This is a genomic window from Rhizobium sp. PK7-22 (assembly GCF_056530405.1).
Genome location: NZ_CP096513.1, coordinates 865,295 through 890,797, shown reverse-complemented (window position 1 = coordinate 890,797; position 25,503 = coordinate 865,295). Strand labels below are relative to the sequence as shown.

The following is a 25,503-nucleotide window of genomic DNA, read 5'->3' as shown; positions in this document are numbered from 1 at the left end:
CACAGCATCCAGCGAGGATTGCGAACCGCCACTGTGCCGAAGACGCTTCGGATCCGGCGTGATGTGTAGTCCTTACCGGCCAAAATGTGTGGCAATCCGGGCAGACACGACGAAAGAGGGAGTAGGTCTCTGCCTCATGGGGCTACGACTGCGCTTTGCAGCGCCGTCATGATCGTCTTGCCGTCCTCAATCGACAGGCTAATGCCGCCGTCAAACAGACGTTCCCAACTCTTGTCAATACAAACGGCCTTCTTGCAAACGTCGCCGAACTCGTTCTTCCCCTCGATCGTGATCGTCCATTCCACCGCCATCGCTGCCTCTCCGAACATAGCGATGCTGATGGACTGCACTGACCTAACAACCCGTGTCCGATCTCAGAGAAATCACCGGTCTCGATTTATCCCCTGCATCTGCTAAATGAGTGCCGCGTCTTGTATAGCGGAGCTGAGGCTTGCCCCGATCTCTCGAGCCCGTTGGAGCGCAGCCTTGGAGGACGCTGTGTCTAGCGGCAGCAGTAGCTCTGATCCGACCATGCGAGCGCCGACATAGCCAAAGATGCCCTCGTTGATCTGTGTCTGGATTGCCTGTGCGTATCCTCGATGTTCGTAGGTTCGCCGCGTCGCTCCCCCGATAGCGATTGTCTGGATCGACAGTCGACCAAGAAGACGCGTCGTTTCTTCACCATCGGCATCGACATAGGCCCAGCCTTGAGTGAACACGCGGTCGATCCAACCCTTTAGGATGGCTGGCATGGACCACCAGTAGACGGGGAAGATCATGATCAGGAGGTCAGCCCGATCTATCCTTGCCTGCTCGGCGACAGCATCAGCGGGAGGAGGTGAACCTCCACGAAACGCAGAATAATCGGCTGGCGAATATCGAGGGTCAAAGCCCTCAGCGGTCAGATCGGCAACTTCAAAGGTATTCTCCGGGTCTTCCTTCAGCCCAGCGATAACCTGTTCGACCAGGGCTTGGGTGTAGGACGCCGGTTCGGGATGAGCAACAACGATGAGAGAATGCATGAGAGAGACTCCGTCTAGAGGGACTATGCGAGTTAGCCGTTCTTACCCGGAGATGCTGTTGGCATGCGGGCGATGACCTTGATCTCGAAGTCGAAGCCAGCGAGCCAGGTGACACCGATGGCCGTCCAGTTCGGGTAGGGGGGCATCCCGAAGTACTCCTCCTTGATGGGCATCAAGACGTCGAACTGCTTCTGCGGGTCCGTGTGGAACGTAGTAACGTCGACAATGTCTTGGAAGGTGCAGCCTGCAGCTTCGAGCGTCGCTTCAAGGTTCCTGAATGCGAGCCGGACTTGCCTGGAGAAATCAGGCTCCGCCGTCCCATCTTCGCGGCTGCCCACCTGGCCCGATACGAACAGCAGATCACCGGATTGGATTGCGGCTGAATATCCGTGCTGCTCATAAAGTGCATGCCTGTTGGCGGGAAAAATTGCTTTACGCTCGTTCATAGTCTTCCTCTCATGCCGCTAATGGAAAGGCCGAGCTAGGGCGACTTCCAAAGTTGCGACGGTTCAGATACGATCAGTATGTTAAATATACAGATACGAACCGTATGTCAAACTTAATACGCGTTGTATGTGAATGAGGATGTGATGGCGAAGAAGCGTGCGGAAACCATGGAGGAGAACAGGAGAAAGCTCATTGCGGCTGGACGCAAGGCATTTGCCGAGAAAGGTTATGCCGCCGCCTCCATGGATGAACTGACAGCCGAGGCGGGTCTGACGCGGGGCGCTCTCTACCATAACTTCGGAGACAAACGGGGGCTTTTGGCCGCTGTTGTCAATCAGATCGACTCTGAAATGGCTGCTCGTGCGATGCACATCGGCGCATCCGAGCCTGACGAGTGGAAGGGTCTACTTGCGGAAGGAGAAGCGTATATCGAGATGGCGCTTGATCCCAAAGTTCAGCGCATCGTTCTGCTCGATGGGCCAGCCGTACTTGGTGACCCTTCGAAGTGGCCAAGCCAGGACAACTGCCTCCAGGTTACCAAGCAAGCCGTCGAGAGGTTGGTGGCAAGTGGCATCATGAAGCCGCTCGATGCCGAGGCCGCTGCCAGACTAATCAGTGGGGCGGCGCTTAACGCGGCACTCTGGGTTGCAGCGAGCGACGATGCTGCAGCCGTGCTTCCGAAGGCCGTTGAGGCTTTCCGTGCAATGGCGAGCGGGCTTCTTGCCCCGCGCTACTGACTTTGTCGCAAGGAAGCAACGGAAGCCTCCAGAAGCCATCTCCAAGGTACAACGCGATCGCTTCCCGTCTTCAAGGCGTCGCCAAGCCCGAGCTCGCCCGCCGGCACCAGGTGCGAGACGTCCTCCTTGTTGGCCTTGATAGGAATGCTTCCGGATGGAATGGGTTGTTGCCGGCGGCGAAAGGCCCAGGGATGCTGGATGAAGAAGCCTACAATGATATCGCTGTCGCGAGCGTTTTCGGCGCCACCTCGGTAAGTTGAATAAGAGGGCGGCTAATGCCATGACCAGCGTTCCGCGTGCATCAAATCGTCGAAATTTCAATTGCTAGAGAATCCGAGGCAGGGGTCGATGGTTCGATTCCGTTCAAGGCGAAGAAGCATCGAGACGCCTAAGCCAAAGTCGGGTCAAAGCTCGATGGCGGGTTTACGCCAGAAACGATCGAGGGCCGCTCCTGCTCCTCGGCGGATCCTTGTGTCAGAACGAGAGCACCCCAGTTTCGTCACAGCCCTCTTTTGACCGGCGACTTCATGGCGTTTCCGCGCCTTAGGTGTCATGCATCGGCACCTGGGATAGCCGCCCGCTCGACGCTGAATGTGCCGGATGAACCGAACCAGCACGGGAAGGTGCTGACCCGCATTCCTTAGGCGAGACTGCACTTACCTCAGCTGATTAGATATCCGCCGTCGATGGGCAAGACTACGCCGGTAACGAAGGATGCTGCGGGACTGCAAAGAAATGCAACAGCGCCTGCGATATCCTCTGGTCGGCCCCACCTTGCTAGGGGCGTTCTGTCGATAATGGGTTTCGAACGAGCGGCGTCATCCTGCAGGGCCTTGGTCAACGGAGTTGCGATCCAGCCCGGGGCGACCGCGTTTACTCGGATCTTTTCCGCTGCATAGGCAATTGCAAGAGACTTTGTCAGCTGCGCAACTCCGCCTTTACTGGCGCTATATGCAGGAACCAGCCCACCACCGAAAAAGGACAGCATCGACGCTGTGTTAACGATGCTTCCGCCGGAGGCTGCAAGTTTGGATCTTGCAGCCGAGCAGACGCGCATCGTTCCCGTTAGGTTGATCGACAATACCTCTTCGAAGACGTCAATCTGATGCTCTTCGGCGCGTCGGATAACGCCCGCGCAGTTGACGACGATATCAATACGATCGAGGTCCTCAACCAGAGATGTGACGGCAGCTTGATCGCACACGTCCAGTTCCTGTGCGGAGAGTTTTAGCTCCGACCGGCCCTCAAACTTGTTGGCGCCTAGCCCCGCGGCAACCACGGTCGCCCCCAGTTCGGCTAAATGGGTGGCAATTGCTGCGCCAATGCCCGTGGTGGCGCCGGTGACGAGGGCGACCTTTCCGGAGAAGAGATCCGTTTGGAATGTCATGGTAATTTCTCGTGCAATGAAAACAGAATGCGTCGATGAGAGCACCTGCCATCCGTGACCTTGCAGAGCCCGGAATGGACAGGGCAGAAGACCAATCAGCGAATGAACTGCTCAACATAGTCGCGTCCCAGCCCGACGGACTCGTAATGTGCTCGGCACATGTCGATCTTGGTGAAGACGTCCTCGTAGCCGTTGTTGTTACCCCACGGGTCAACGTAATACATGCAGCCGTTTACTTGGAAATAAGTGATCATCTCCTCAACGCCCTCGTCGACTACCAACGTATGGATCTCGCCCGGGGGTTCGAATGCGTACGAACCTTCTGTCGCGACCCAGTCATGTTCGAGATAGCGCCAGCTTCCCTTTAGTACCAGGGCGTGAACCGGGCCTGGATGACGATGTCGGCTGAGCACGCCGGATTTGCGGACCTTGAGCAGGTTCATCCAGTAACCGGCGGAGCGGTTCAGACAGAGCGGGCGAAACCACACGTTTTCGGACTGCGGAACCCAGATGCGATCATCCTTGGGAATTGCGTCCGGAACGACCAGGTCAGGGAGCATGCCCTCAGGTTGCGGCTTCTGATACGGCATCCGACGGATGGTTTCCGCATCCATCTGTTCCGGGGTCAGATTCTCCATGATTTCCTCCTTGGTGCTGTCGGGTCGATTGCTTCAGTGCGACCCCAACAATTTCATAGAAGCTGAAAACAGAGAGACCGACGCCTTCGTCTGTCGGCTCTTTTTCCAGCAATGACGAACGCTAACACAAAAGAAGTTGACAATCATCAGATGAATGTGAAAAATCATCTCATAATTGGGAGGATACGTCTGATATGACCGTAACCGCGCGGATACGTCGCTCGGATAATGTTCTTGATCGGCTCGGCGCCGATATTGCGGCCGGCCGTCTTACAACCGGACAGACGATACCGACCGAGACTGAACTGATGGAGCTATACTCCGTGGGACGGTCTTCGGTGCGCGAAGCGGTCTCGACACTGGCCGGCCTCGGCATGGTCACGACCGCACCCCGCCGTGGAACGACCGTCACCAATCGCTCGGAGTGGAATACGCTCAGTCGTGATGTGCTTCGCTGGTTGATCGACAGCAAGGTCATGACCCCGGGCATTCTTGAAGCGATAGACGAGGCACGGCGAGTCTTCGAGCCGGCGTCGGCCGCTCTTGTGGCGAAACGGGCGACGCGGTTGCAGATCATCGACATCGAGACTGCCTACGCACAAATGGAGGACGCAGCCCTTCGTGGCGACGCGGAGGCAGCGGTACTAGCCGACCGTGAGTTCCATCTCGCCATACTAAAGGCAACCGGCAACCCGATCCTGCAGGCGTTCGATAGTGCGATTGATAGCATCCTCGGGGTGCTGTTCGGGGTCACCGCCAACCACATGCAAAATTTTCGCGCCAATCTCAGTAATCACCTGGCGGTTCTTGAAGCCATACGGCTTCGTGATCCAACGGCCGCCGAGCGCGCAATGCTCGATACGATCCAGTTCACGACGGAGAAAATGAAGGTCGCGAAGCTGATCGAATAGACCAAGGCATACAGGAGGAGAAACCAATGCCATTTATGAAATCACTGATCATATCGGCCGCCGTCCTCGGCGTATCCGCAAGTACAGTTCTTGCGGAATATCCGGAGAAGGCAATCACGCTCATCGTTCCTTGGGCCGCTGGCGGCGGTACGGATGCGATTGCACGCCTTCTTGCCGGCGGTATGGAGAAGGAACTCGGTGTTTCGGTCAACGTCGTCAACAAGCCCGGCGGCGGTTCCGTAATCGGCCATTCGGAAATGCTGTCGACTAAACCTGATGGCTATACGTTGGGATTCGCGACAGCTGAGCTCGCAAGTTTCTATTGGGCTGGCCAGAGCCAGTACAAGGCGACAGATTTCAATCCAATCGCTCTTGTGAACTTTGACTCTGGCGCCTTCCACGTATCGACGTCTGGTGACTGGAAGGATGTCAAATCCGCTCTCGCGGATATCAAGTCGAAGCCGACCGGCACCTACACCGTGACCGGCACGAGCACAGGCGCAGCCTACCACCTGGCATTTGCCGGGTTCCTGAAAGCAAATGGAGTCGATCCGCTTTCGGTTACGCTCGTGCCGTCGCAAGGTGCTGCACCCGGTTTCCAGGAACTGGCGGCAGGGGGCTCAAATGTCGTTTTGTCTTCGCTACCTGAAGGCATCGCGATGATGCAGGCGGGGAAGACAAAGCCGCTGACCGTGTTTGCCGAAAAGCGCATCGCAGCGTTTCCGGACGTACCGACTGCCGAAGAGGCAACGGGCGTAGCGTTCAGCGGTGGCACCTGGCGTGGGGTGGTTGGACCTCAAAAGCTTCCTGCGGACGTCCAGAAGAAACTCAGCGATGCTGTCGTCAAGGTGGCCAGCTCCGAAGACTTCGTGAAGTTCATGAACGATAAAGGATTTGGCATCCGCGTTCTTGATACAGCGGGCTTCGGACGGTTTCTGACCGAGCAATACACTCAGGTTGGTACAATCATGAACGATTTGGGCATCGCCCAGCGCAAGGAGTAATACAATGCGCCTGCCCGACTTCTGGACGGGCCTGGCCTTTGCAATCTTTGGCGTCACCATTGCATTGCTGGCACAAGGCTTTCACGTTTCGGCAGGCGCGGCCTCCCCAAAACTTCTTCCAACGATTATCGGAAGCATCATGGCCGTTTTGGGCGGCGTGATCGCGTTGCGCGGCTGGCGCAACGCAGGGGACGTTGCAATGCCTGCATGGGTTTCTTCACCGCCACAGATAGCGCTGATCGCGTTTATACCGGTTGCTATTATCGCGTATGCAGTACTTGCACCGGTGCTGGGCTCAATGATTATAGCGGTTGTCATCGTGACCGCGCATTGTCTACTCTACGGAGTTAAGCCGCTCACCGCAGCGATTGTCGGCGTCGCAGCGGGGTTGGTTGTCTCAATCCTGTTCAGTCACCTGCTCGGAATACCATTGCCCCAGGGCATTCTAGAGGAGATGATCGGATGACGGGTTTTCTTGATGGGCTTGCCCTCGTGATGCAGGTCGATGTGCTCGTGACAATGCTCGTCTCGGCCATGTTTGGGCTCTTCGTCGGCATGATTCCAGGGCTCAGTGCGACCATGGCCGTAGCATTGCTGGTGCCTGTAGCATTTACGCTTTCGCCGGTAGCTGCACTCGCCACGATCATTACCTGCTCCGGTATGGCGATGTTCGCGGGCGACATTCCCGCCGCCTTCCTGCGCATTCCTGGAACGCCAGCATCTGCTGCGTATACCAGCGACATGAATGACTTAACGCGCTCTGGCCGTCTGGGCGATGCGCTCGGGATGTCGGTGATGTCCTCTGCCATCGGCGGCATCATGGGCACGATCGTGCTGATGTTCGGCGCGCCGTTCCTGGCAGATTTCGCTATGAACTTCTCGAGCTACGAATATTTCTGGCTCGCATTGCTTGGTCTGTCCTGCGCCACTCTTGTGGCAGGCGATGACGCGCTCAAAGGCTGGATCTCGCTGATGCTAGGTCTGTTTCTGTCCGTCGTCGGCCTTGATTTCGTCACCGGAACCCAGCGGTACACGTTCGGTAACATGAACCTCCAAGGGGGTATTGGATTTATTCCGGTGATGATCGGCGCCTTCGCGTTGGCCGAAATTTTCCGAAAGGCCTCAGGCTTCGATGGTAGCAGCCTTGATGCTTCGATTAAAATTACGGGTCGGCCATATCCAAGCGCGGCATCGCTTTGGCGCGAGCGTAAACATATCGCCCGGGGTGGCGTTATAGGCACTCTCTCGGTGCTCTGCCAGGCGCCGGAGCCGACATTGCGGCTTGGGTGACTTATGCGGTATCGAAACGCTTCGCCCGTGAACCGAAGCTATTCGGCAAGGGGTCTTCCGAAGGCGTGGCGGGGGCTGCTTCAGCAAATAACGCCGCTCTGTCTGGCTCTTATGTGCCAACTTTGGTGTTTGGCATTCCGGGAGATTCGATTACGGCAATCGTCGTCGGTGTGCTGATCCTCAAGGGAATACAACCGGGGCCTCTTGTCTTCGTCAATTCGGCTGACATGGTCAACGCGATCTACATCATCTTCTTGCTGGCAAATATCATTTTGATCCCGCTCGGCATCGCCTCCATCTATCTTGGCCGGTTCGTCATTTCTGTCCGTGAGCAGATCCTTTATCCGCTGATCCTATTGCTTTGCATCTACGGCACCTATGCCGTTAGTAACAATATATTCGAGTTGTGGGTGGTTCTCGCTATCGGCCTTCTCGTCTGGATCATGCAGGAAAACGAGTATCCGGCGGCACCGCTAATTCTCGGACTCGTGTTGGGGCAGGTGGTCGAGCAGAACTTCATGTCTTCGATCATCAAAGCGAACGGCAACTACATCAACTTCTTCAACCGTCCGATTTCAGGGACGCTCGGTGTCGTGACGCTAATCGTATGGTCGTATCCGCTAATTGCCGCGATTGTCAGGCGCCGCTCAGGTCGCGCTGCAAATGGGAGCGGTTCGTAAGTATCGCAACGGTTTTGTCCAGAAGCACGGTGTCCGAACGCGGGCACGGTGTCTACAGTGCCGCCAAATGGCTTTATCTACGAGATATCTGTTGAAGAATGAAATAGCCGCGCTCGGCCCAGCGTTTCATCCCGTCTCGACCGCTGGTGGACGGTACAAATCAAACACGGTGTAAAAACATGCGCGCAGTTGTCTACCAGGGTGCAGGCAGGATCGGCCTCGAAGACGTCCCCATGCCGAAGGGCGAGGGGGCTCTGGTCGAGGTCGAAGCCTGTGGCATCTGCGGTACCGATCTTACGATCTATGCCGGCAAGCATCCGCGCTCCAGGCCATCTCTCGTCGTCGGGCATGAGTTCGTCGGCCGTGTTAAAGAGGCGGCAAGCGACGGCGGGCTGCCTGTCGGCACGAGGATCGTCTGCTACCCGCTTCTCTCCTGCGGTCATTGCTACGCATGCACCAGCGGTCTCGAGCACATCTGCGAGACCCTTCGCCTTGTCGGCATCGACAGTCCGGGCGGCATGGCCCAGTCGGTTCGCTTGGCCCCGGATCTGCTCTACCCTGTGGCAGAGGATCTACCGGCCAAGATTGCAGCCCAGGCGGAACCCGTCGCTGTTTGTGTTCATGCAGCGAATATCGCCAGCATCGAGGGGGGCGAGAGCGTTGCAATAATTGGGGCTGGGCCTATCGGCATAACCCTTGCCATCCTGCTAAGGAGCCAGTCTGTCGCTCGGATTGTGGTTTCCGATACCAACCATGAACGGCTCGCAGCGGCACGAGCCTTGGGTTTTGAAACAGTAGGGGCAGGCGAAGATCTAACGGCGCCGCTCCACGGCAAGGCGGGTTTCGACATCGTTTTCGAATGTGCGGGCGTCGGCGCCGCCGTCAGTGCTGCGGTGGCGAATGTCAGGGTCGGCGGAAAGGTCGTCATTGTTTCCATACACAAGGCACCCCAGCCCATCGATCTACAGGTGCTGTCGTTTCGCGAGTTGCATATCCTCGGTACCCGGGTCTATACGAAGACGGAGTTTCAGGAGGCCGTATCAATGCTTCCGGCCCTGGCTGCTGATCTCGAGCGGATCGTATCTTCGACAGTGCCGCTAGGCGGCGCGCAGGCCGCTTTCGAGAAGCTCATGGGCGGGGCTCCCGACCTCAAAATTATAGTCCGTTGCGGCCTGTGATCCATTTGTAGCCGTCCACACATGGCGCAGAGGCGACCGGGTTAGGGGCGATTCAGGTCGAGGGGCTTTCCTTAGTAGGCGTAGCTAAACTCGATCCCAGCGAAGACCATGCTCACCGCCGCGAAAACGATCCCGGATGGGAAGAGAATGGGGGTGACTGAGTAGTAACGCCGTGCATACAAGAAGGAAGACAACGGTAGGATGAAAGTCAAGGCGAGCTGCCATGATCTGAGGGTGGGAAAAATCCCGGTTAGGCCGGAAGCGGTCAGGAACGATGCAAGAAGCCACCCAGACACGAGCAACACTGCACAGCCGCCAACTGCTGCGGAAAAGATAACACCGTACTTTTTGCCGAGGCGTCGCAGCTCGGGTATCAAAAGTCCGACGGCTACTACGCTCGTTGCCAAGAAGTGTGCCCACATCTCTCGAAGATTAGACAGCTCCCAGAGACATAACAACGCAGATTTGACATTTGACCGAAGTCGGCCCGAAGCGGACGAAGGGTTGCCGCCCGAATCCCACAGTGGCGGCCCACGGTGCTTTCAATTCCTGAACGTCGGCCTTACTTTGCATGTGACGTTTGACCGCAAAAGCTTTGGAGAGAGGCAATGAAGGCCACACCTTTTCTTATGTTCCAGGGTCGCTGCGAGGAGGCTATCAACTTCTATGTGAACACGATTCCCGGATCAGAGATCGAGCAGTTAACCCGTTATGGCGATGAGCACGATCAGATGGCAGGTAAGGTTTTTACATCCCTCATACGCATCGCAGGCCAAACCGTGATGGCCAATGACAGCCCTCCGGTCCACCAATTCACTTTCACGCCGTCCTTTTCGTTCTGGATCGATTGCACCGAGAGCGATCAGGTGGCGCATCTGGCGGAAGCCCTATCCGTTGATGGAAAGAAAATGATGCCTGCCGACAACTACGGCTTCAGCGAAAGATTCGCCTTCGTTGAAGACCGTTTCGGTATTTCGTGGCAGCTTTGCTACAAACTGTCGCCGGAACGTCCTGAGGTTTAGGAAGATCGTACAAATCTAACTTGTCGGCTGTTGGCGCTTTTGAGCCATGACGGCAGTCGGCCCCGTTGCGTCATCAGCGCTTGCCACGAATCGCGCAACTTATTAAAAGTCAGGCACAGGCTAGACCCAAGCCTCCCCCCTCCTTTCGGGGAAGCATTTCACATGTAGGGTGACCATATCTCGTCGAACCATCTGTTCGAGCGTCGCATTAGGAGGGGTTGCGGTCTGGCTCGCAATGGAGGTTTTTGATGAAGCTTTCTGCACCAATATTCCAGCTCAAACGCCGAGCCAAGTTGATGGCTCGTAATAACAGCGTCGGCCTGAACGAAGCACTAGATCAGATCGCCCGCGAGGAGGGATTCTCGATCGCGTGATCGGCGTCGCGTGAAGAACCTGAAGCTGGATCACCGGACTGTCCGACTTGCATACTCGCGGTAGAGTCGCTGCTGATTCAACACATCTTGTTTTGGCGGGATGCCGAAGTTGCGCGAGTATTCGCGGCTGAACTGCGAGGCACTTTCATAACCCACCCTGTAGGAAGCTTCGGCTACGTTGGCGGCTTCGGAGACCATAAGGCGCCGCGCCTCCAGGAGCCGAAGCTGTTTCTGGAACTGCAAAGGCGTCATTGAAGTCAGCGCCTTGAAGTGCGCATGAAACGACGATGGGCTCATGCGCGCAACGTCTGCCAACTGCTCCACACGCAATGTCTGGCAGTAGTTGGTATGGAGCATCGAGATGGCCTTGACCACGCGTTCAGTGTTCGATTCCGGCAAAGCCAGCTTGCAGAGCTCGCCACCGTGCGGACCGCTCAGTAACCAGTAGCAAATCTCGCGCATGACGGACGATGCCAGGACCGGAATGGCCTTGGGCGTCTGCGTCATTCGCACAAGGCACAAAGGGCATGGCGGCTCGTAGGCCGCCATGCCTCGTCTTTGCAGGTTCTGGAGCTCCTCCAGGCCATGGAGATCTGAAAGCCGTGGAAATCTTTACGTCGCAACTGATGGATCCGTTCCGCATCGGGCTGATCTTCTTCCTTTTATTGACCGCGCTCAGGACACGCGCTGCGACGGGCATGGCAGTCCCCTTGGGCCTCGGCGTGATGTTCATCGCGATACTGCTGCCGCTGACGACAGCGAAGGCTGCACCTGCAGCCAGCGATTTCGCGACGGTCGTGGCAGTCGGGATAGCAACGAACACGCTCATCCTTTCGGTCTTCCTGGTATCCTGGGCAACCTGGAGAAGGGTGCGTTGAACCCTGATGCAGTTGTGCTGCAAATTGCCCGATCGAAAGACAAATACCTCAGTAGGATTTTGCACTATGACTGGCGTACACTTGGGTCGAATACATAGCATTGATCGAAGCGAGCGGCTTGCCGAAACCACGGAGCTGACGACCTGCATGTCGATGATCGGCGGGGCATGGACGCCGCACATCATCTGGCACCTTCGCAGCGGCCCCCAGCGATTCGGCGAGTTGCGCCTTGATATTCCGGGCTTGTCGAACCGGGTTCTCTCGCAGCGGCTGAAGGATCTGGAGGCCCGAGGAGTTGTCTCCCGCACCTTCGAGGCGAGCCCGTCGATGTCCGGAAGGTATCTTTTGACGCCGCTCGGTCAAAAGCTCTTGCCGGCATTAAGCGCGATTGTGGATGTTGGGCGTAAGCACTGCGGAGCAACCGAACACGGTTCATCCTCGGCGATGATTTCCTCAGCCTAAACCATCTGGTTTGCTGTGTTGAACTGGGCGCCCGTGGCGGCCTCACGCCGATCTCACGTCTATACCAGAGCGCAACTACGGGCTTGATAAGCAATTTAACGCCGAAATCGAGACGGACAAAGGCCGTTAATTTACAGAACCCTGTACCGACCACAACCGCGCTCGTTCTTCGAGACGCGGACCAGGTCCAAATGAAACCCGCCGAACATTCGGCGGGTTGTTTGCGGATCCGAGGATCCCGAAGGCCCTCTTTGACGTCAGATCTGGCTGCGAGCGAGATCCGTTTCCCTCTGCAGTTCCTGACGGTTGTAGCGGATCGAGGACCACAGCGAGATGCCGATCAGGGTAGCGCCACCAAGCCCGGTGATGACTTCCGGGATGTGATAGAGCGTCTGGACATACATGATCACCGACAGGATCAGGATCGCGTAGAAGGCGCCGTGCTCCAGGTAGCGATAGTGCGTCAGCGTTTCCTTCTCCACCAGCATGATGGTCATCGAGCGGACGTACATGGCGCCGATGCCGAGACCGATGGCGATCACGAAGAGGTTCTGCGTCAGGGCGAAGGCACCGATGACACCGTCGAAGGAGAAGCTGGCATCCAGCACTTCGAGATAGATGAAGGCGCCGAGACCGCCGCGGGCAGCTTCCGTCATCGTCCGCTGCGACGCGTCCAGCAATCCCCCGACCACTTCCACTGCCAGGAAGGTGAGCAGGCCATAGATCGCCGACATCACGAAGGTCGATGCATCGTCTCCGTCAAGCATTCTGGAGAAGAGCAGCACCAGAAGCAGGACGAAGGCGATTTCGATGCCCTTGATCGTCGAGTAGCGCGACATGTGCTTCTCGATGAAGGACAGCCAGTGGACGTCCTTCTCGTGGTTGAAGAAGTAGGTAAGGCCGACCATCATCAGGAAGGTGCCGCCGAAGGCAGCGATCGGCAGATGCGCCTCGTTCATGATGCGGGCATATTCGTCCGGCCGGCTGGCGGCGAGCACGATTGCGTCGATCGGGCCGATCGATGCAGCCACCACGACGATCAGCAGGGGGAACACGATCCGCATGCCGAAGACGGCGATCAGAATGCCCCAGGTGAGGAAGCGCTTCTGCCAGACCGGTGTCATGTCCTTCAGCTTGTTCGCGTTGACGATGGCGTTGTCGAAGGAGAGCGAGATCTCCAGCACGGCCAGCACCGCGCAGATGAAGAAGATGGTCAGCATGCCGCCGATCGTGCCGGTGGTCTGCCATCCGAGCAGGGCTCCCAGCAGAAGGCCGATCACCGTGACGACGATCGACCACTTCAGGTAGCCAAAGAGCGAGGTGTGTGTTTGGGGTTGGTTCATGCCCGTGCCTCCGGGGAGAGAAACTGATGCGACAAGACGTTTCCAGCGACGCCATCCTTGGCTTCGCTGCAGACCAATAGGTTGATTATCATGAGTTCGAAGTCCGCCGGCTTTCTTGCAGGCGGTACCGACATCGCGAGAGAGCCGATAAACTCTCGCCAGAGGGGCCCGGCACCAGTATCTGATCCACGCGGTTTGCGGCGCGGAGACGAAATGTACTTGTCGATTTCAACTCAGACAAGCAGACTTTTCATCTTCGATAGATTGGAGGAGCGGTGTTCTCCCGTCCACCCGCACCTCACTGCGATCGAGCCGCATTACGGCGTTAGCGAGTGCCGTAGTAACCGCCAGCGTCCGTTTTGTGGGCAGTAGATATGAGGCGGTTCTACGCCCCGCTGTGCTCCGGCGAGCCCGGCAAAGCTTAGCGACGCCAGAAGAGCGGAGTCACAAGCACCAACACGGTCAAGGATCTCAACACGGCCTAACAGCATCATTAGTGACAGATCCGGAGCGGTCTCAAGAAACATATGTAGGCCACGGCCTCGGATCTATCGTTGGTCCAGCCGGCAACTACTCCACCATTAGCGACCCAGCGCTTTATCCTCATTGATATCGATAAGCCCTCCCGCTATGCAATAGCGGTTGCAAGATGAAAAATCTCAGCGCCATAAGAAATTTCGGGAAACACCATCTTGAACGCAAGTGTTCTTCGGCCCGCGATCTACCTGGCAGCCCTTTGCGGTCTCTATCTCGCAACTGCTATGTTCCTACCGGCGGTCGTGGATCTCTATTATGGGCACGAGGACTGGCAAATTTTTGCGCTTTCGGCATGCATTGTCGGTGGCTTGTCACTGATGACGGCGCTGGCGACACGCGGCGCGCCGCCTGTCTTCACCAAACGTCTAGCATATCTCATGGTCAACCTCCTGTGGGCCCTGTTTTCTTTGGTGGGTGCCATTCCGCTCTACCTAGCAGATTACGGACTGAGCTTCGCGCAGGCCTTGTTCGAATCTGTCTCGGGAATTACAACCACCGGCTCGACCGTGATCGTCGGTCTGGACACGCTGCCGCGCGGCATCCTTCTGTGGCGGTCGCTATTGGCATGGTTCGGCGGCATCGGTATCGTTGCGCTGGGCCTTTTCGTCCTGCCGTTCCTCAAGGTCGGTGGCATGTCCATCTTCAAGATGGAATCGTCCGACCGCAGCGAGAAGCCATTTGCACGGCTGGCGAGCTTTACGCGTGCCTTCTTCGGCATTTATGTCCTGTTGACCCTCGTCTGCATGATCGCTTATGACTTCGCCGGCATGGGCCATTTCGATGCGCTGAACCATGCCATGTCGACGGTGGCAACTGCCGGCTTCTCCACGCATGACATGTCCTTCGCCTTTTTCGACAACGAGTGGATACTTGTCATTGGCACGATCTTCCTGACGCTTGGCAGCCTGCCCTTTTCGGTAATGATCCTGTTGGCTATACGCCAGCGGCGGAATGCATTCGGCGATCCTCAGATCATCGTCTTCGTCGGATACCTCGTGGTGATCTCAATCGTCTTGGCTGTCTACCACCACCTGCGCAATGATGTGGATCTCGGCAGCGCCCTAATCCATTCCTTCTTCAACATGGCATCCATCCTTTCTACTGGCGGCTTTGCGAGTGACGACTATACGCTGTGGGGGCCATTTGCCGTCGCCGTCGCCTTCTTCGCCACGGCAATTGGCGGCTGCTCCGGCTCAACCGCTGGCGGCATCAAGACCTACCGCTTCGTCATCATGTTCAACATGATCCGGAGCGGACTTAAAGGCTTGATCTATCCGAACGCGATTTATCGGGTGCGCTATGGCGCAATCACCGTCGATGCCGACGCTCAGCGTGGAGTATTCCTCTTCGTCGGCCTCTTCCTCGCGCTTTGGGCCGTCGGCAGTCTGATCATGAGCGCGCTTGGCTACGACTTCTTGACCGCGACTTCAGCCGTACTCACCTGCCTTGCTAATGTTGGGCCCGGAGTCGGCCCGATCATCGGACCGGTCGGCAATTTCTCCACCATAAGCGATCCGGCACTGTACCTCCTCTCACTGCTGATGCTGCTCGGCCGGCTAGAGATCCTCACTGTCCTGGTACTATTGACGCCGCTGTTCTGGCGGCAGTAGCGATGGAGATTCTCACTGTGAGCTGATGGAGTCACGCCGCCTTCCGACGGCATGGCAATGTGCCAGAGTGACGTTCGCCAGAACCTGAGTGCATCCACGAAAGGTGTCAGCTTCTCGGCTACGACATCACGCAGAGCAAAAGTCACTCGCCCCGCAGTAGTTCAGAAGCCGCCGGTCTTCACGGCATCAGCTGGACAGTCACCCGCTGTTTATTGCATTTTCGCGTAAATCGGCCTCAGTTCGTATAGCCGATGTCTCACCTATTACCGGTGCTGGCGCAGCCGCACCAGCAAGATAAGCAGAAGTAGCAAGCAACCAGTTAGCCGCACGAACTCCGTCGTCGCTGGAAAGAAAGTCTCTGCGGGAACCATCACGGAAACCTTTTGTTCAGCTGCTATTTCATCCGACGTGATGGCACGCATCAACTTGAGTAGGAAAGACATGGCCGCGCACGCGGTTAGACCAATTGAAATTTGGAGTCGCGTCTGCGGCAGTTTTATCATGCATACGTTCCTGTGGAGCGGTTCGTTCTGGTCGGCGCCTCGGCACCGTCCACTCAAAATTCGCGTTCAGCCCTGGAAGGTGGCCCACCCTCTTTGATTTGCCTTAGGATCTAAGCATGAACTGGAATAAATTGCGAACGACGATTGCCACCCGTCAGATACTAGCAGTGGCCGTGGCTCTTATGGGATTGATGATCGCGATTTGGGGGAGCTATCTGGTGTATCAAAACGGCTCCCCGTTCTACATCGTCGTGGGCACTGGTTTCCTTGTTGCAGGTTATGGTTTGCGAATGAAATAATTCCGTCACCAAGGCATCCAGCAGTACCCTATGGCTCAACTTCTGGTTTGCCGGTGTCGCTGCTGTGCTTGCCGGGGACGTTCGGGTTCCTCTCGAACCGATCCCGGTGCAGGGCAGCCCGTGCCAGAAGCATGAACGTCACGGGCGTTGTCACGGTGATGAAAATGCCGACCAGGACCTCATGTGCGACCAGTCGCCCGCCGCTGATGCTGAAAAAGAGGATCGAAGCGAGCATGATCGCGCCCGTGCCCCAACTGGTCGACAAAGTGGGTGGATGCAGGCGTTCGTAGAAAGTGGCCATACGCAGGAAGCCGATCGCGCCAATCAATACCAGCGCGGCCCCGCCGAGCAGGAAAAAGGCGATCACGAGTGCGGCCCACACAGGAATATCGCTGGCAGAATAGATCATTCGATCACCTCTCCTCGCATCAGGAACTTCGCAAGTGAGACGGTTGCGACGAACCCCAGGAGCCCGATCACGAACGAGGCTTCGAAGTACACCGTCCGCCCGGTCCCGATCCCGAATGTAACCAGAAGCAGCATTGCGTTTACGTAGAGTGCATCAAGCCCAATGATCCTGTCCTGCGCCCGCGGTCCGTAAAACATACGTCCCGACGCAATAGCCATTGCGATCATCAGCATGATTTGAGCGAGGCTGACGGCCGTAAAAATGATGATAGCGCTCATGAGAAGATCTCCAGCAGCAGTCTTTCGTAGCGGTCTTTAATGAGGTGGCGCCACTGATCCTCATCGACCATGTCGAGAACATGAATAAGGACAGAGCGCTGACGGGAGTCGTACTCCAACCATGCCGAGCCCGGGGTGCTGGTCAAAATGATGGCCAGAAGCGCCAGTGCGGTTGGATCATCGATTTCAAGGGGGAGATTGATAAACGCCGACCGATGGCCGCTGGCACGTCCCCTCAAAATGATCCAGCTCACCGCCAAATTGGACCTGATAACGTCAAACATCACTATGCCGAATAGTTTCGGCAGCAGGTACCACTTGCGTAGTTTCGGCTTGTCCGGCCTCAGAGAGGCCATCGTCCATGACGCGAAAACAGCCACAGTTCCCCCGAGCAGAAACTGTCCCAGGCTCCACCCACTGAGCAGCAGCCACATGATTAGCAGACAAGCGGTGAGAACTGGATAGGGAAACACTAGCCTCCACCCTCCTCAAGAGCGCCATGAGCCTGCGACGCCAAGGGCTCTTTGTTGATCACGTTATCAATATAGGTTTGCAGTTTGCCTGAAGCGCGGACCGTAGCCTCCATGTAGTTGAGAGCCGGTCCTGCGTAGACGCTGAGGCCGGCAAGCAACACCAGGATCACCATCACCGGAACCACCTCGACCACAAGTACGCGTGGAACCGTGATCTCAATCGCGCTCCAGAACGTCCTGATGCCGGCTCGCGTCAGCGCAATAAGGGTCGCCAAGCCGCCCAGAATGGTAAGGGCCGCCACAGCCAGAGTAGCGCCTGTCGGTGGAACGCCGATGGAACCCGTCCCGATCATTGCCGACAACATAGCGAATTTGGCTACAAAACCTGAAAGCGGGGGCAGGCCCGACAGCAGCAATGTGGAGGCGGCGAAGCAGACGCCGAGCATGGCCAAGGTCGCGGGCATGGTGACGCCCTCTAGCTCCTCTTCAGCGTCTTCATCTGCATCTCCGTAAGCCTCCATGGTCACTGCCAGGACAGTAGCACCGGCGACCTGACATCGTTCGACCAGTTCCACGAGCAGAAAGAAAGCAGCCAGCGCCAGTGTCGAGCTGACCAGGTAGAGCAAAGCGCCGGAGGTGGCCGCGGCATCATTTAACCCAATGACAGCGAGCAATGTGCCGGTAGAAACCAGCACGGAATATGATCCAATCCGAGCAAGCCCCTGCGAAGCCAAGACCCCTATGGTGCCGAACGCAATTGTAGCCATTCCGCCGTAGAGCAGGACGTTCAAGCCGAAGCCAACGGACGGACCGTCGGAAAACAGCAGCATCGTCAGTCTCAGTATAATGTAGATCCCGACCTTGCTCATCAAAGTGAAAATAGCAGCCACGGGAGCGACGGCGACGCTGTAGGCACTCGGCAACCAGAAGCAGAGAGGCCACATGCCGGCCTTGACCAGAAATGCGACGCCGAGAACGGCGACACCAGCCTCCATCAGCATGCGGCGGTCTGGTTCGATCGTTGGAATCCGGTCTGCAAGGTCTGCCATATTCAGCGTCCCTGCCGTGCCATAAATCAGGCTCACGCCAATCAGAAAAAGCAGCGCGGCTGCCAGGTTTACTGCGATGTAATGGAGGCCAGCCTTGACGCGAAGCGGGCCGGAGCCATGCAACAGCAGCCCGTACGAAGCCGCAAGCATGACTTCGAAAAAGACAAACAGATTGAACAGATCGCCTGTCAGGAAGGCGCCGTTCAACCCCATGAGAAGGAACTGATAGAGGCTGTGGAAATGGGCACCAGCTGAATGCCAGCGTGCAAGAGTGAACGCCAGGACCGGAACCGACAGCACTGCCGCTAAAGCGACCATGAGAGCCGATAGCCTGTCGAGGACAAGAACGATACCGAACGGGGCCGCCCAGTTGCCCACGAGGTAGACCCCGTCAAAATTCCCCTCGTTCGCAGAGATCCCGAGCAGCAGCAGCGAAAGGGTTGCAAGAGCGATTGTGCTCGCTAGGCTGACCATTGCTTTGACGACGCGCTGTCGCTCCGCAATGAACAACAAAGCTGCGCCCGTGAGGAGCGGAAGAAGGATCGGCAGGATGATGAGGTGTTGCGACCAGGCGATCATCTTGAATCGTTCCTGCCGTCAACATGGTCACTGCCGGTCATCCCGCGGGCGGCCAGAAGGACCACAAGGAACAATGCAGTCGTCGCAAACCCTATCACAATGGCTGTGAGAACCAGCGCCTGCGGAACCGGATCACTGATGCTGAAGTTCCAGGTGCCATCGACCAGCAGCGGCGGCTCATCCGATTTCACGCCGCCGACGCCAAATATGAAGAGGTTGACCGCGTAGGAAAGCAATGAAAGGCCGATGATGACCTGGTAGGTTCGCGGGCGAAGAAGCAGCCAGACGCCGCATCCCGTCATAATTCCGATCGCGATGGACAAGACCAGTTCCATTAGCCATCTGCCTCGTGTGTCGGATCGAGCGGCCGCTGCCGCCTGATCCGGATGGACTGGTGGGCGAGAGCGATCAAGATCAGCACAGTGGATCCGACCACCAGAAGAAAAACGCCCAGGTCAAAGAGCATTGCGGTCGCCGCTGGCACCTTGCCGATCAGTGGCAAGTCCAGGTACCGGGAGTGCGATGTCAGGAAGGGATATCCGAGAAGCCATGCCCCAATGCCCGTGAGCGCTGCGACGATCAAGCCGGATCCCATCCAGCGGAGAGGAAGTATACGCACACGCTCCTCCGCCCACTTTGTCCCACCAGCGAGATACTGGAGCAAAAACGCAAGGGACATGGTGAGCCCCGCTGAAAAGCCCCCGCCAGGGAGGTCGTGACCGCGGATGAAGATATAGATGGCGAAGGTGACCACCACGGGGAACAGCCACTGCATAATCACTGACGGTACGCGCAGATAGTCTCGCGCTGTGTCGCCCACCGAACGATCTGGCTGCTGTTGATCGAACACGCTCTGCACGGTTTGCTGTTCAGGGGGGTCTATGCTGTCAGGTGCGGGACGGAAGCGACGCAGGAGCGCATAGACCGTGAGAGCAACAATGCCGAGAACCGTTATCTCGCCGAAGGTATCGAAACCACGGAAATCGACGAGGATGACATTGACGATGTTTCGGCCACCGCCCAGCGTATAGGCGTTTTGCACAAAGTAGGCGGCAATAGCATCGGGCACCGTCATCGTCATCACAGCGTAGGCGACAAAAGCCATGCCGACGCCGCAAGCTCCTGCCAAGACGAAATCCCGAAACCGCCGAAACCTTGCCCGAAATGTCAAATCGTCCTTGAGTTCCTCCGTCCGCTTCGGCAGCCAGCGCAGTCCGAGCAGAATGAGCACGGTTGTCACCACCTCAACCAACAACTGGGTAAGAGCTAGATCCGGCGCAGATAGCCAGAGGAAGGTTGCACATACGATTAGTCCCACGCCACCCAGCATCACCAGCGCAGCCAGTCGATGGTATTTTGCGAGATAGGCAGTGCCGACGGCCAGGCAGGATCCAAGTATCCACATCCCTGAAAAAGGAATATCTACACCAGAGGGAGCCACCATTCGGGGTTGAAACCCAGATGCGTACAAGGGTCCAAGTGCTGCGCAGAAACCCAGGAAAACAACCCATCGCAGTTGAGGCTGGAGATTTCTGGTGCCAAACCGAGACTCCAGATACCGCGCCCAGCGCCAGGAAACGGTTACAAGGAAACGTTCGAATAAGCGCTGGCCACGCAGATGCCTGAATATCGGGGGGCCATCCTCGTATCTGATGAAGGTTTTGCGAAACACAAAGTAGATGGCGCACCCAAGCACCAGCGCCAGAAGGCTCATCAGCAGCGGTGTGTTGAACCCATGCCAGACAGACAGGCTGTAGTCGGGCATCGACTGGCCCAGAACGCTCAACGCCGCCACCCGCAGGAACGGACCGATCGTCAGGTTGGGCACAATCCCTATCACCAGGCACGCGAGGACGAGGAACTCAATGGGGAAGCGCATCCAACGCGGTGGTTCATGTGGCGTAGCCTCTGGCAGGTCGACAGGTGGTGGCCCGAAGAAGACGGAGTGGATGAAGCGCAAGGAATAGGTGACGCTGAAGGCACTCGCCAGAACAGCCATGTAGGGAAGCGCGGTATCCAGCCAGGAGTAGGCATGCATTTCCATCGCCTCAGCGAAGAACATCTCCTTCGACAAGAAGCCATTCAGAAGCGGCACGCCGGCCATGGCCGCACTGGCCACCATGGCGAGCCGTCCGGTGATCGGTAGAAACTTCAAAAGTCCACTGAGCCGGCGCATGTCACGCGTGCCCGTTTCATGATCGATGATACCTGCGGCCATGAACAAGGAAGCTTTGAACGTCGCATGGTTCACCATGTGGAAAATTGCCGCGACAGTCGCCAAGGGGCTCCCCAGGCTCAAGAGCGTGGTGATGAGACCAAGGTGGCTTATGGTGGAATAGGCCAGCAGGCCTTTCAGATCCCGCTGGAACATCGCGAAATAGGCACCCAGAACCATGGTTGAGATCCCTGCAAGCCCGACCAGCATGAACCACTCGTAGGTGCCCGACAGGGCAGGTGAAAGGCGCACCAGGAGAAAGACCCCGGCTTTCACCATCGTCGCGGAATGGAGGTATGCCGAGACCGGCGTCGGCGCGGCCATTGCCGCTGGAAGCCAGAAGTGGAAGGGAAACTGGGCGCTCTTGGTGAAGGCACCGATAAGGATCAAGACCAGGCTTGTTAGGTAAAGCGGATGCGCCTTGATCTTGTCGCTCGCTGCCAGGATTGCGTCGAGATCGTAGCTACCGACGATGGAGCCGAGGATCAACAATCCGACCAGCAGGCTGAAGCCTCCTGCCGCAGTGATCGTGAGGGCCATCCTGGCCCCATCGCGGGCCGCCGAATTATGGTGCCAGTAGCTGATCAACAGGAAAGACGACAGACTTGTCAGTTCCCAAAAGATCGAAAGCAAGATGACATTGCCGGAAAGGATGATCCCGAGCATTGAGCCCATAAACGCTAGGAAGAACGAGAAAAAGCGCGGGATAGGATCGTTGGTGGACATGTAGTACCGCGCATACAGTACCACCAGCAGTCCGATGCCGGCCACCAGCATGGTGAACAGCCAGGCCAGGCCATCCATCCGCAGAGTTAGATTGACGCCCAACTGAGGCAGCCATTCCAGCTCGAAGCGAACCACGCCCCCCTGGGTAACGTAAGGATAGAGAGCCGCAGTGGCAATCAACACTGTTGCGGCCACAAATGCAGAAACTGAAGCGGGAAAGAGCTTTGAGTCTGTACGTAGCGACAGACCGATAACGACACTGCCGACGAAGGGGAGAAGGATCACCAATGCAAGGAGGTCAGGTTCGGTGGTTATCCCAATGCCGTCAGTCCTTTCAGGGGGCTTCGCAAATCACCCAATTTGGTTTATATCCTACATTGGATGTGGAGCTGCAATGGGTCAAGCTGCTAAAGATTTATTTTTGACGCCGGCTCTGTGCCGAGCGGCCAGGGGACTGCTCGACTGGACGCAGCAGCAGCTCTCAGATGCATCTTCTGTGTCGCGAAGCACCATCCGCGACTTCGAAGGCGCCCGGCATGGCATGCATAGGTCGACGGCGGCGCAATTGCGTCGCACCTTTGAGGATGCCGGTGTGATGTTCACGTCGATAGAAGGATGTGGCCCCGGCCTCTGCAGTGCAGCTTCGACACCCTCTTCTCATACGCACGAAGCGGTGTGACGGAACGACCTGCGATCAATGCAAGGACGCAGCATGGAAATCCATGATCTTGGGAGCGCAGAGGTCGTCATCAGTCTCGTTATTGGAATAGTAACAGGCCTCACCATCGGAGCGGTGATCGGCGAGCGACGCAGTCGTGTGCGACGCATCGGACGAAGCTTGAGGCGGAAGATCCTCTCGCGGTAGCTCGACGTGCTGGAAGGCTGTCTCGTCGCCCGCCAATCGTTCTAACGGTTGTGACGGGAATTGCCGGCTTCTGTCTGACCGAAACGGCGTTCTCAGGGCAAGTGGTTCCGGACGGCTACTCGTGGCCCTAGCCGAGAATTGTAGGCGCGGGCCGGCTCGGGGCATGGGCGGAACGAGAAATAATCTGAACTGGTACAGCTTCTGACCGGAGGAGAAGCTGGCCTAGATAGAAGGATGCGACCGTGGTCTCCACGTTGTTCTTCGGCTTCTTTTTGATTGCTTTTCTCGCTGCGGCTCTATGGGCGATTGCCTATATAGAGGTGCCGAGGACGCTACTGAAGAAAAGGGAAAAGGGGAGAGATACCTCCTTGGGAGGGAAGGACGTGAGCCAGAATGGCCCCGGGGCACCTGAGAATGAAGCTCCAGACAAAGACGGAAATCTCCGAGGATAGGAACTGTGTCGAAAGCTGCTGAGGATGGATACTTTCAAGGCTCCATGGGCTTCGAATTGCGGATTCGGTACGACGTCGCGGCGCCGGTCCGTGTCAGTTAAAGGCGAAGAAGCTCGTCCTGCCGCATAGCGAGATGCCATCTCGTTCAACCTCAACGGCGGCTTCCCGTCTCAATGAGGGCTTGGGGCCGCCTCCGGACTATCTGATCAGGTATCTGCATTCGCAGTTTGCTCAGAAGGTATAGCAGCCAGCCGGCTCCACATCGTCCAGCCCCGGCAGCCTAAGTTCCCTGCTCACCGACGGAACCTGTTGCACGGTGGTACCAAGGGCAGGGGTTGTAGGTTTGGATCCCCTTCAAGGCGGCTATGGCCGACGCCGATAGTTGGCTCCCGGTCGCAACAATCAATGAACAGATCAGGCGACTTCAAGTTGAGCGGCGTTCATTCGAACCGGATGGAGGGACGGGCTTTCTTGCTCTGACAAGCCCAAAATGCCAGTGTTCCATATGTTGAGGTCCTTCAGGTGTCGAGGACGACGAACAAAGTCGGCTACACCATCGCAGCCTGTTCTTTCGGTCGTTGCGTAAGAGGATGGACTGCTTGACGGAGCGAGTATAGCTATGATGCCCACCAACTTTCCCTTGTCGCTGAAATGGTTTAACAATGTCTTTGATAACGAGTAGGCCAAAGACCCACATGGCCGTCCTCTTCGCTCTCGGCTCCACACATTTGTTAAACGATCTGATCCAGTCGCTGATTCCGGCGGTTTATCCAATCATCAAAGATGCTTATCAGCTCGACTTCGTGCAAATCGGCTTGATCACACTGACCTTCCAGATCGCGGGCTCTCTCTTGCAGCCTGTTGTAGGCTATTACACGGACCGCACTCCGGCCCCTTATTCGCCGGTCTTGGGGATGGTATTCACGCTCTCAGGCTTGCTCAGCCTGGCCTTCGCCTCAAGCTACGCTCTGATACTTGTTTCCGTTGCGCTGATCGGGATCGGATCGTCGATTTTTCATCCTGAGGCGACCCGAATGGCACGCTACGCCTCGGGCGGGCGGCAGGGATTGGCACAAGGTGTTTTCCAGGTTGGAGGACAAGCAGGCGGCGCACTCGGACCTGTGTTTGCTGCCCTAGTCATTGTGCCATTTGGGCAATCAAGCCTTGCTTGGTTCACGGCGGCAACCCTTGCCGCGATGTCGCTGATGATTTGGATTGGGGCGCAGCATAACTTAATTAGCCGGCAATTTGCTGCTTTGAGAGCATCATCCACTGCAGGAGCTCCTGGCACTCACCCGTTGGCTCCATTCACCATCGGGCTTGGCCTGCTGGTCCTTACGCTTCTTATGTTTTCCAAGAATGCCTACAGCGAGAGCTTTCGTTCCTTCTACACCTTCTATCTGATGGACCGCTTCGATCTGTCAATTCCAGAATCCCAGATGATGTTGTTCATCTTTCTCATCGCCGCAGCAGCCGGGGTGCTGATCGGAGGCGTCTTGGGTGACAGGATTGGTCGCTACCGAATCATCTGGATATCGGTCTTGGGCCCGCTGCCACTGACCCTGCTCTTACCCTATGCAGATCTTTTCTGGACGGGAGCCCTAACCGTTCTCATCAACCTGATCATGGCCAGCGCCTTCGCCTCGATCTTGATCTACGCGATGGATCTGTTGCCAAACCGCGTCGGGTTGATTGGTGGCCTTTTCTATGGGCTAAATTTCGGGCTCGGTGGAATTGCTGCGGCCATTCTAGGAGGGTTGGCAGACAGCTATGATATCGCAACCGTCTATCGCATCTGCTCGTTCCTGCCGCTCGCAGGGCTTCTTGCTTGGTTCCTGCCCAGGATTGAGGACGATGGCCCGGCGCGAAAGTAGGTTGCAGCAGCGACGTCGTCAAATCTAGGCAGCACCACCTTCGAAAGCCCTGCAGCGCGATATCCCGAGCATCCACACCTGCTAGACATCATGACTACGCCCAGACATTTATACGGCTGGGCGGCTCGCAGGGCGGTAGGAACAAGCAAAACGCCGCTAGCTGCGAAGGCCGGGCTAGTGCTACCTTCATACACAGCCGCTTTAACTTGGTGCCTCACCCGCACCGTCGTGCGTTCTGCGAACGTTGGAGATGATGAGAAC

General features: G+C 57.0%; 25 protein-coding genes and 3 pseudogenes. 14 read left to right on the top strand and 14 right to left on the bottom strand.

Going from position 1 to position 25,503, the window contains the following annotated elements; translation table 11 throughout:
* Window positions 1–134: 134 nt before the first annotated feature.
* The 3 genes from M1E10_RS04510 to M1E10_RS04500 all read right to left on the bottom strand — a co-directional run bounded on the left by M1E10_RS04510 (window position 135) and on the right by M1E10_RS04500 (window position 1,468).
* Window positions 135–311: a hypothetical protein gene (locus tag M1E10_RS04510; RefSeq protein ID WP_499172930.1), complete on the bottom strand. Its 177-nt coding sequence runs from the start codon at window positions 309–311 to the stop codon at window positions 135–137.
* 102 nt (window positions 312–413) lie between these two features.
* On the bottom strand, window positions 414–1,022 hold the full coding sequence (locus tag M1E10_RS04505) for an NAD(P)H-dependent oxidoreductase (protein ID WP_499172929.1): 609 nt from the start codon (window positions 1,020–1,022) through the stop codon (window positions 414–416).
* A 32-nt stretch (window positions 1,023–1,054) separates the two neighbouring features.
* Window positions 1,055–1,468, bottom strand: coding sequence for a RidA family protein (locus tag M1E10_RS04500; protein WP_499172928.1), 414 nt, complete (start codon window positions 1,466–1,468; stop codon window positions 1,055–1,057).
* Window positions 1,469–1,612: 144 nt separating this feature from the next.
* Here M1E10_RS04500 and M1E10_RS04495 point away from each other — a divergent pair, with 144 nt between their 5' ends.
* A complete protein-coding gene (locus M1E10_RS04495) occupies window positions 1,613–2,206 on the top strand; it encodes a TetR/AcrR family transcriptional regulator (RefSeq protein WP_499172927.1) in 594 nt (197 codons plus the stop codon).
* A 661-nt stretch (window positions 2,207–2,867) separates the two neighbouring features.
* Here the strand turns inward: M1E10_RS04495 and M1E10_RS04490 are convergent.
* Both M1E10_RS04490 and M1E10_RS04485 read right to left on the bottom strand, forming a co-directional pair.
* The gene (locus M1E10_RS04490; protein WP_499172926.1) at window positions 2,868–3,593 is read right to left on the bottom strand and encodes an SDR family NAD(P)-dependent oxidoreductase; all 726 of its coding nucleotides are present in this window, start codon (window positions 3,591–3,593) and stop codon (window positions 2,868–2,870) included.
* Between the two features lie 95 nt (window positions 3,594–3,688).
* Window positions 3,689–4,231 carry a 2,4'-dihydroxyacetophenone dioxygenase family protein gene (locus M1E10_RS04485; protein WP_249407683.1) on the bottom strand — a complete coding sequence of 181 codons (543 nt, stop codon included), beginning with the start codon at window positions 4,229–4,231 and terminating at the stop codon, window positions 3,689–3,691.
* A gap of 194 nt (window positions 4,232–4,425) precedes the next feature.
* Between M1E10_RS04485 and M1E10_RS04480 the strand changes: the two genes are divergently transcribed.
* From M1E10_RS04480 to M1E10_RS04450, 7 genes and pseudogenes are all read left to right on the top strand, one after another.
* Window positions 4,426–5,142 (top strand): FadR/GntR family transcriptional regulator, encoded by a 717-nt coding sequence (locus tag M1E10_RS04480; RefSeq protein ID WP_499172925.1) that lies wholly within the window; start codon window positions 4,426–4,428, stop codon window positions 5,140–5,142.
* 26 nt (window positions 5,143–5,168) lie between these two features.
* Window positions 5,169–6,146, top strand: coding sequence for a tripartite tricarboxylate transporter substrate binding protein (locus M1E10_RS04475; RefSeq protein ID WP_499172924.1), 978 nt, complete (start codon window positions 5,169–5,171; stop codon window positions 6,144–6,146).
* Window positions 6,147–6,150: 4 nt separating this feature from the next.
* Entirely contained in the window at window positions 6,151–6,612 is a 462-nt protein-coding gene (locus M1E10_RS04470; RefSeq protein ID WP_499172923.1) for a tripartite tricarboxylate transporter TctB family protein, read from the top strand.
* Window positions 6,609–8,116, top strand: a pseudogene (locus M1E10_RS04465) (tripartite tricarboxylate transporter permease). Before M1E10_RS04470 ends, M1E10_RS04465 begins: the two are co-directional and overlap by 4 nt.
* A 179-nt stretch (window positions 8,117–8,295) precedes the next feature.
* On the top strand, window positions 8,296–9,294 hold the full coding sequence (locus M1E10_RS04460; protein WP_499172922.1) for a zinc-dependent alcohol dehydrogenase: 999 nt from the start codon (window positions 8,296–8,298) through the stop codon (window positions 9,292–9,294).
* A 608-nt stretch (window positions 9,295–9,902) separates the two neighbouring features.
* Window positions 9,903–10,316, top strand: a complete 414-nt coding sequence (locus M1E10_RS04455; RefSeq protein ID WP_499172921.1) for a VOC family protein — start codon at window positions 9,903–9,905, stop codon at window positions 10,314–10,316.
* Window positions 10,317–10,564: 248 nt separating this feature from the next.
* Window positions 10,565–10,681: pseudogene (locus M1E10_RS04450) on the top strand (DNA helicase); the annotation flags it as partial.
* A 39-nt stretch (window positions 10,682–10,720) separates the two neighbouring features.
* On the opposite strand, the pseudogene M1E10_RS04445 reads toward M1E10_RS04450, so the two are convergent.
* Window positions 10,721–11,218: pseudogene (locus M1E10_RS04445) on the bottom strand (helix-turn-helix domain-containing protein); the annotation flags it as partial.
* A gap of 74 nt (window positions 11,219–11,292) precedes the next feature.
* Here M1E10_RS04445 and M1E10_RS04440 point away from each other — a divergent pair.
* Window positions 11,293–11,568, top strand: a complete 276-nt coding sequence (locus M1E10_RS04440; RefSeq protein WP_499172919.1) for a hypothetical protein — start codon at window positions 11,293–11,295, stop codon at window positions 11,566–11,568.
* Between the two features lie 147 nt (window positions 11,569–11,715).
* Window positions 11,716–12,030: a winged helix-turn-helix transcriptional regulator gene (locus M1E10_RS04435; protein WP_499172918.1), complete on the top strand. Its 315-nt coding sequence runs from the start codon at window positions 11,716–11,718 to the stop codon at window positions 12,028–12,030.
* 257 nt (window positions 12,031–12,287) lie between these two features.
* On the opposite strand, the gene M1E10_RS04430 is transcribed toward M1E10_RS04435, so the two are convergent.
* Window positions 12,288–13,373, bottom strand: coding sequence for a DUF475 domain-containing protein (locus tag M1E10_RS04430; RefSeq protein ID WP_499172917.1), 1,086 nt, complete (start codon window positions 13,371–13,373; stop codon window positions 12,288–12,290).
* 692 nt (window positions 13,374–14,065) lie between these two features.
* Between M1E10_RS04430 and M1E10_RS04425 the strand changes: the two genes are divergently transcribed.
* Complete coding sequence (locus tag M1E10_RS04425) at window positions 14,066–15,520, top strand: TrkH family potassium uptake protein (protein ID WP_499172915.1); 1,455 nt, start codon at window positions 14,066–14,068, stop codon at window positions 15,518–15,520.
* Window positions 15,521–15,783: 263 nt separating this feature from the next.
* Here the strand turns inward: M1E10_RS04425 and M1E10_RS04420 are convergent, their stop codons facing one another.
* Complete coding sequence (locus M1E10_RS04420; RefSeq protein ID WP_499172913.1) at window positions 15,784–16,023, bottom strand: hypothetical protein; 240 nt, start codon at window positions 16,021–16,023, stop codon at window positions 15,784–15,786.
* 116 nt (window positions 16,024–16,139) lie between these two features.
* On the opposite strand from M1E10_RS04420, the gene M1E10_RS04415 reads away from it, so the two are divergent.
* A complete protein-coding gene (locus tag M1E10_RS04415; RefSeq protein WP_499172912.1) occupies window positions 16,140–16,322 on the top strand; it encodes a hypothetical protein in 183 nt (60 codons plus the stop codon).
* 28 nt (window positions 16,323–16,350) lie between these two features.
* On the opposite strand, the gene mnhG is transcribed toward M1E10_RS04415, so the two are convergent.
* The 6 genes from mnhG to M1E10_RS04385 are packed head-to-tail and all read right to left on the bottom strand — an operon-like array spanning window position 16,351 to window position 22,366.
* A complete protein-coding gene (mnhG, locus tag M1E10_RS04410) occupies window positions 16,351–16,731 on the bottom strand; it encodes a cation:proton antiporter (protein ID WP_499172911.1) in 381 nt (126 codons plus the stop codon).
* Window positions 16,728–17,009, bottom strand: coding sequence for a cation:proton antiporter subunit F (locus M1E10_RS04405; RefSeq protein WP_499172909.1), 282 nt, complete (start codon window positions 17,007–17,009; stop codon window positions 16,728–16,730). The genes mnhG and M1E10_RS04405 overlap by 4 nt, the downstream gene beginning before the upstream one ends.
* Entirely contained in the window at window positions 17,006–17,482 is a 477-nt protein-coding gene (locus tag M1E10_RS04400) for a Na+/H+ antiporter subunit E (protein WP_499172907.1), read from the bottom strand. The genes M1E10_RS04405 and M1E10_RS04400 overlap by 4 nt, the downstream gene beginning before the upstream one ends.
* A complete protein-coding gene (locus tag M1E10_RS04395) occupies window positions 17,482–19,110 on the bottom strand; it encodes a monovalent cation/H+ antiporter subunit D (protein WP_499172906.1) in 1,629 nt (542 codons plus the stop codon). The genes M1E10_RS04400 and M1E10_RS04395 overlap by 1 nt, the downstream gene beginning before the upstream one ends.
* A complete protein-coding gene (locus tag M1E10_RS04390) occupies window positions 19,107–19,445 on the bottom strand; it encodes a Na+/H+ antiporter subunit C (RefSeq protein ID WP_029619844.1) in 339 nt (112 codons plus the stop codon). The genes M1E10_RS04395 and M1E10_RS04390 overlap by 4 nt, the downstream gene beginning before the upstream one ends.
* A complete protein-coding gene (locus M1E10_RS04385; protein WP_499173474.1) occupies window positions 19,445–22,366 on the bottom strand; it encodes a monovalent cation/H+ antiporter subunit A in 2,922 nt (973 codons plus the stop codon). Before M1E10_RS04385 ends, M1E10_RS04390 begins: the two co-directional genes overlap by 1 nt.
* Before the next feature lie 79 nt (window positions 22,367–22,445).
* Between M1E10_RS04385 and M1E10_RS04380 the strand changes: the two genes are divergently transcribed.
* On the top strand, window positions 22,446–22,730 hold the full coding sequence (locus tag M1E10_RS04380; protein ID WP_499172904.1) for a helix-turn-helix transcriptional regulator: 285 nt from the start codon (window positions 22,446–22,448) through the stop codon (window positions 22,728–22,730).
* Window positions 22,731–24,063: 1,333 nt separating this feature from the next.
* Window positions 24,064–25,242, top strand: coding sequence for an MFS transporter (locus M1E10_RS04375; protein ID WP_499172902.1), 1,179 nt, complete (start codon window positions 24,064–24,066; stop codon window positions 25,240–25,242).
* Window positions 25,243–25,503 lie beyond the last annotated feature (261 nt).